Source organism: Collinsella aerofaciens (assembly GCF_032584215.1).
Lineage (GTDB): Bacteria > Actinomycetota > Coriobacteriia > Coriobacteriales > Coriobacteriaceae > Collinsella.
This window is the reverse complement of the sequence record NZ_JAWHPN010000089.1, coordinates 1-556: the sequence shown is the minus strand read 5'-3', so window position 1 is coordinate 556 and position 556 is coordinate 1. Positions and strand designations below refer to the sequence as shown.

Here is a 556-nt window from a genome sequence, read left to right as displayed (position 1 = left end):
GAGCTGGCCCGCCACCGGCACATTCTGGCCGGCCTGCAGCCGGGTATCCGGTGCCCGATGTGCTACCAGACGGTAACACAGGAAACGCTTCCCGCCCTAAAGGATGAGTTCGAGGCGACGATCCGCCGGATCTGCGCACAGGGGAAAGAGCTTTCCGGGCAGCTTGACGAGCTGCACGGACTGGACGAAAAGGCCAGAGAGGTATTTGAAGCCTTCCGGGCCCAGGACATCGCCATGTGCAATCTGGAGCTTGCCGATATAGAGCTCCGCCGCCAGCAGGCGGTCGATGCTGTCAGGGCGGAAAATGAGCGCCGCCAGCAGAAAATCTCGGAGATCCGAGAGGAGATCCAAAATATAGAGCTGGATCTGGAGACGGGGCGCCTCTCCTCGGAAGAAATGGTGGAACTGGAGTGCTTCAAGGAGCGCGCAAAGGCGCTGGAAGCGGAAATTGAGGTGCTGACCGAGCAGCAGGGGAGTTCCATGGGGGCCGATGTGGCCCCGGGTATCAGCGCGGAGGAAATCCGGTGCGGGATACACCTCGGACGCGGCCGACGCC

Annotated in this window: 1 protein-coding gene; it reads left to right on the top strand. The window is 62.1% G+C overall.

Translation table 11 applies throughout. The features are described from left to right. On the top strand, positions 1-556 hold a 556-nt coding region (locus tag RX395_RS09885; RefSeq protein ID WP_316367313.1), incomplete at both ends, for a hypothetical protein.